3 protein-coding genes are annotated in these 5,631 nt (G+C 63.0%); 2 read left to right on the top strand and 1 reads right to left on the bottom strand.

Annotated elements, in window-relative coordinates; all coding sequences use genetic code 11:
* The first annotated feature begins 355 nt into the window (after positions 1-355).
* Both NW853_RS06705 and NW853_RS06700 read left to right on the top strand, forming a co-directional pair.
* Positions 356-1,438, top strand: coding sequence for a glycosyltransferase family 4 protein (locus NW853_RS06705; RefSeq protein WP_414334659.1), 1,083 nt, complete (start codon positions 356-358; stop codon positions 1,436-1,438).
* Between the two features lie 58 nt (positions 1,439-1,496).
* A complete protein-coding gene (locus NW853_RS06700) occupies positions 1,497-3,662 on the top strand; it encodes a glycogen debranching N-terminal domain-containing protein (RefSeq protein WP_414348492.1) in 2,166 nt (721 codons plus the stop codon).
* Between the two features lies 1 nt (position 3,663).
* On the opposite strand, the gene NW853_RS06695 is transcribed toward NW853_RS06700, so the two are convergent.
* Positions 3,664-5,445 carry an ABC transporter substrate-binding protein gene (locus NW853_RS06695; RefSeq protein WP_414348489.1) on the bottom strand — a complete coding sequence of 594 codons (1,782 nt, stop codon included), beginning with the start codon at positions 5,443-5,445 and terminating at the stop codon, positions 3,664-3,666.
* Between the last annotated feature and the right edge of the window lie 186 nt (positions 5,446-5,631).

Genomic DNA, 5,631 nt, shown 5'->3' with positions numbered 1-5,631 from the left:
CCCGCCAACGATGACAATGTCGTGCTCCAGCATGAATGGATGTGGGCAAACCCTCACAACGGAGAACCACCGCAGGCAAGATGGCGTCTTCCCATTATGCCTGCCCCCATGGCAGCAGCAACCGAACGTGGCTCATTCGCACCGGCAGTGCGGTTCCCGGCAATAGCCCTTTCTGGGGAACCCATCCAACAGGCTTGTCTGGATAGGATAGAAGCTGGAGCCTGCCCTTGATTTGGCTCTGAAGTTTGCTCTGGGCAACCGGTGCTCCTACGGTCAGCGCCTGGAAATACCGTTGACCTCAGCCCGGCAGGCAGCCCTAAACGGTTAACGTCAAGATTGAGTGCGGAGGATGGCTATGCGCATTGCTCAGATTGCCCCTTTGCATGAGAGCGTGCCCCCCAAGCTCTACGGCGGCACCGAGCGAGTGGTGTCCTGGCTAACCGAAGAGCTGGTGCGGCGCGGGCACGAGGTGACCCTATTTGCCAGCGGCGACTCCCAAACCCAAGCTCGCCTGATCCCTTTTCGGGAGCGGGCTTTGCGCTTGGATCCCACGGCCATCGACACGGTGGCGCCCCACATCCTGATGGTGGAGAAAGCCTTTCAGATGGCCGATGAGTTTGACATCATCCACGGCCACATTGACTACTACCCCTACGCCCTGGCCCGCCGCCATCCCCAAGTTTCTTTTTTGGCCACCCTGCACGGGCGATTGGATATTCCCGAGCTGCAGCCTCTCTACACCGAGTTTCAGGACATCCCGGTGGTCTCCATCTCCAATGCCCAGCGGCGGCCCCTGCCCCAGGCGCGCTGGGTGGGGACGGTCTATCATGGTTTGCCCCTGAATCTGCACCGTTTCTATCCAGAAAAGGGAGATTACCTGGCTTTTCTGGGCCGGGTCTCGCCGGAGAAAGGGCTGGACACGGCCATCGAAATTGCCGCGCGGGCGGGGATGCCGCTGAAAGCTGCTATCAAGATTGACGCCGTGGATCGCCAGTACTACGAGTTAGAGATTAAGCCTTTGGCCAGCCGCCACCCCAATGTGGAGATCGTGGGGGAAATCACCGAACAGGAGAAGAGCGAGTTCTTGGGCAAGGCCTATGCGGTGCTGTTTCCCATCCGCTGGCCGGAACCCTTTGGGCTGGTGATGATCGAAGCGATGGCCTGTGGCACGCCGGTGATTGCCACTCGCTTTGGCTCGGTGCCAGAAGTGATGGCCGACCGCCGCTCCGGCTTTATTGTGGACTCGGTGGAGGAGGCAGTGGAGGCAGTAGAAAAGGTGGGATCCCTTGACCGAGCTGGGGTGCGGCAGGTGTTTGAGGAGCGGTTTAGCGTTGAGAGGATGGTGTCGGAGTACGAGGCTCTTTACAACCAATTGGTGAACGAACGGCAGGAGCGCTCGAAGAAAGCCACCCCCGGCCTGTCAACCCTGCCTAGGTAAAGCTGGGGCTATCTGGGGGGCTACTGTTTTGCTCCTTTGGTTGGGTGGGAAGACGCAGATGGCCGAAGACATCATCCAGATTCAGGATCAGTACTACATCCGCGCCAGCGCTTCCATGGTGGAGGCGCGTCCCCATGTCCTCAAGCAGGACAACTGCTTTGCTATTTTTGACCGCTTGGGCAACATGCGCCCCCTAGGCATCCGGGATCACGGCCTGTTTCGCGACGATACCCGCTTCTTGTCACGGCTGGTCTTGGATTTGCAGGGGAAGCAGTTTTTGCTGCTCAGCTCAGAGGTGCGGGAAGACAAGGATATTCTGGCGGTGGATCTGACCAACCCCGAGTTCACCACCTCGAAGGGGCAGTTTATCGGTCAAGATACTCTGCATGTTCTGCGGACTACTTTTTTGTGGAACAACGTGGCCTACGAGCGGATTCGCATCCACAACTACGGCTCGGAGCCGTTTCGGGTGCCGCTTACCCTGCGCTTTGAGGCCGATTTTGCCGATATGTTTGAGATTCGCGGCATCCGGCGGACAAAGCGGGGACAACTGCTGCCAGCCCAGGTGAGCTCAGAAGGGGTAACCTTGCGCTACCACGGCCTGGACGGGGTGGAGCGGCAAACCCGGATCTTGTTTTCTCCTGCGCCGGACGTGGTTTCGGAAAAGCTGGCGCAGTGGTGGGTGCCGCTGGCGCCGCAGGAGGAGCGGGACTTGGAGGTGAGGGTCGTCTGCAGCTATGGCGGCGAGGAGATCCCGCCTTTGACCTACCAGGAGGCGCTGCAGGCAGAGCGGGAGCAGCGGGCGGCGCTAAGAGCTCTGGCCCACCGCATCGATACTGGCAACGCCCAGTTTAACGAGTGGCTCAACGCCTCGCGGGACGACCTGGTGATGATGCTGGCCCGCACCCCCTATGGGCTCTATCCCCACGCCGGGGTGCCTTGGTTTGCCACGGTCTTTGGCCGCGACGCGCTAATCACCGCCTTGGCCACCCTCTGGTGGTTCCCCGACTTGGCCCGGGGGGTGTTGCTGTACCTGGCAGCCCACCAGGCTCAGGAGGTAGATCCCAGCCGCGATGCCGAGCCCGGCAAGATCCTGCACGAGCAGCGCTACAGCGAGATGGCCAAGACGCGCGAGATCCCCTTTGGCAATTACTTCGGCAGCATCGACGCCACTCCTTTGTTTGTGGTGCTAGCAGGGCGCTATGTGCGCCGCAGTGGGGATCTCGAGCTGTTGCGGCAGTTGTGGCCGAATATCGAGGCAGCTCTCCACTGGATGGACACCTACGGGGATCCCGACGGCGACGGCTTTTTGGAGTATGCCGGCAAGGCGCGGCGGGGCCTGCGCAACCAGGGCTGGAAAGACTCGGAAGATGCCATCTTCTATGCCGACGGATCCCTGGCCGAGCCACCCATAGCCCTGTGCGAGGTGCAGGGCTACGCCTACGAGGCCAAGCTGTTGGCGGCGGAGATGGCGGAGCTGTTGGGGCGGCACGAGCAAGCAGCGCAACTGCGGCAGCAGGCCCAGAAACTGCAGCAGCGGTTTTGGGAGCAGTTTTGGTGCGAGGAGCTGGGCGGCTATGTCCTGGCTTTGGACGGGCGCAAGCAGCCCTGCCGCGTGCGCAGCTCCAACATGGGCCACTGCCTGTTTTCTGGGATCGCCCACCCGCAGCATGCCGAGCGCATCGCGCGGCAACTTTTGGAGCCGGCTTTTTTCAGCGGCTGGGGCATCCGCACGCTGGCAGAAGGGGAAGGGCGCTACAACCCCATGTCTTACCACAACGGCTCCATCTGGCCCCACGACAACGCCCTGATTGCAGCCGGACTCTCCCGCTATGGCCACAAGGCGGCGGCGGCCCAGGTGTTGACGGCCTTGTTCGATGCCAGCCAGTTTCTGGAGCTGCGGCGGCTGCCGGAGCTGTTCTGTGGCTTTCGCCGGCGCCAGCGGGAAGGCCCCACCCTCTACCCGGTGGCCTGTCTGCCCCAGTCCTGGGCGGCGGCCAGCGTGTTCCTGCTGCTGCAGGCCTGCCTAGGCCTAGAGATCGACGGGCTGGCCCAACAGGTGCGCCTCACCCAGCCCACCCTGCCCCTGTGGCTGCCCCATGTAACTCTTGAGAACATCCAGGTGGGGCGGGGATCCCTGGACATCGGCCTGTATCTCCAGGCAGGAGGGGTGGGGATCAACGTCCTCAGGAGCACGGGGGAGGTGGAGCTGACGGTGAGGTAGGCTACCGCTCCTGCAGCATGTCCTGGATGGAAAGCTGATCCAGGTTCCAGAGAGGGCCGAGGATGGGGCGGGGATCCACCCCTTGCAGGCGGTTGCGCAGGGCCGAGAGCACCAGGGGGTTGAAGGTGCCGATCTGGGGCAGTTGTTCCTGGATGATCACTTGAAAGCGGTCGTAGAGGGCCTTGCGCTTTTCAAAGTCCAGCTCCCGCACCCCCGCAATAAAGATGCGGTCGATCTCCCGCTCCCAATCGCTCACTTCCACTCCTTCGGCGGGATTGCCGGGCAGATCCCCCAGGTTAAACAGGTGCAGGCGGCCATCGCTGCGCCAGATGTTGGAGCCGTTGTTGGGCTCGGTGCCGCCGCCGCCAAAGCCCAGCAACAAGGTTTCCCAGTCGCGGCTGTCGGTGCGCTGCACCACCGTGTTGAAGGCGATGGGGGTGAAGTCAACGGTGATGCCGATCCGCGCCAGGTCGGCCTTGATCAGGGCGCCGGTGGCCTCCCGCTGGTTGTTGCCGGCGTTGGTGATGAGACTGAAGCGGACGCGGTTGCCGTCGGGATCCCGTAGGTGGCCTTCGGCGTCGTAGGTATAGCTGGCAGCCAAGAGCAGTTGCCGCGCCTTTTCGGGATCGTAGTCGTAGGTGGGCAGGCCCTCTGCCGGGCTGAGGTAAAAGGGGCTGGCGGGGGAGAAGACCGAGTGCTGGATCTCGCCCAGCCCCTGCAGGACGCTCTCGACGTAAAATTGCCGGTTCAGGGCGTGGGCCACCGCCCGGCGGAAGTTCAAATCGTTGAACCAGCGGCTTTTGACGGGATCCACAAAGGGCCGTCCGGTTTGGGGGTTGCGGGCCCGGCTGAGGTTGAAGGCAAAGAAATTGTTGTTGAGGGTGGGGCCGAGATTGTAAATCCTGAACTGATCCCGTTCTTCCTCCCGCTTCAGGAGCTGAAAATCTCTGCCTCGCACCGAAAACACGTCGGTCTCGCCGGAGCGAAACTGCAACAGGGCCGTATCTTCCGAGTCCACGATGCGCAGGATGACCCGCTCGATGCGCGGGATCCCTTCCCCTTTCCAGTAGTAGGGGTTGGGACGGTACACCAGCCGCTGTCCGGGGGTATATTCCTGCAAGATGTAGGGGCCGGCCCCCACCAATTCCTGCACCGGCGTGTCAACTCCCCAGGTCTGGAGAAAGAGGGGGTTGCCCTGGCCGTCCACCTGCTCCACAGTGGGCTGCAGAATGTGCTTGGGCAAGAGAGGGGATCCGGCCTGCAACAGGAAAGGGGCAAAGGGCTCCGGCAGGACAAACTCAACCCGCCGCTCGTCCAAGGCCCGCACCTGGGGCAGCGCCCCCGCCTCGCCGATGCGCAACACATCCCGCGCCGAGGTCGGGATCCGCTCGTCAAAGATGATGCGGTTGAAGGTAAAGTCCACATCTGCCGCTGTCAGGGGCTCCCCGTCCGACCAGCGCAGCCCCTCCCGCAAGGTGAAGACATAGCGCAAGCCGTCCTCAGACACTTCCCAGCCTTCCGCCAGCTCCGGCTTGGGCAGGAGGGTATCTTCATCGAGGGTGACCAGGCCCGCCTCCAGGTAGGCGATGGCGTCGCGGCTGGAGCTCTCGGTGGCCAGATAGGTGTTGAAGGTTTTGGGATCCGAGGTGACGGTGGCAATCAGGTGGGGCGGGCGGGCGGGGGCAGCACAGGCGCTAAGCCAGAGAAGGAGGATCCCTAGGAATAGGGGGGCAAAAAGGCTGCTCTTGAGCTGCTCTGTTGAGGTGTTGCTTTGGCCTGCCATTTCCTTTGCTGAGTATCCGAGCAAGTTTGAGGGGGCCCGCCGGCGGCCCTCACCCCCAGCCCCTCTCCTGGAGATGCCCAAGCGCTCCGCGCCGCTCACGCGACCACCCCCAGCCCCTCTCCCGGGGGGAGTCGGGGGGGGGGGGGGGGGGGGGGGGGGGGGGGGGGGGGGGGGGGGGGGGGGGGG

The sequence above is a fragment of the Synechococcus sp. H55.11 genome, from assembly GCF_047462475.1.
Taxonomy (GTDB): domain Bacteria; phylum Cyanobacteriota; class Cyanobacteriia; order Thermostichales; family Thermostichaceae; genus Thermostichus.
The sequence above is the reverse complement of the archived record's forward strand: the minus strand, read 5'-3'. Positions and strand labels throughout refer to the sequence as shown.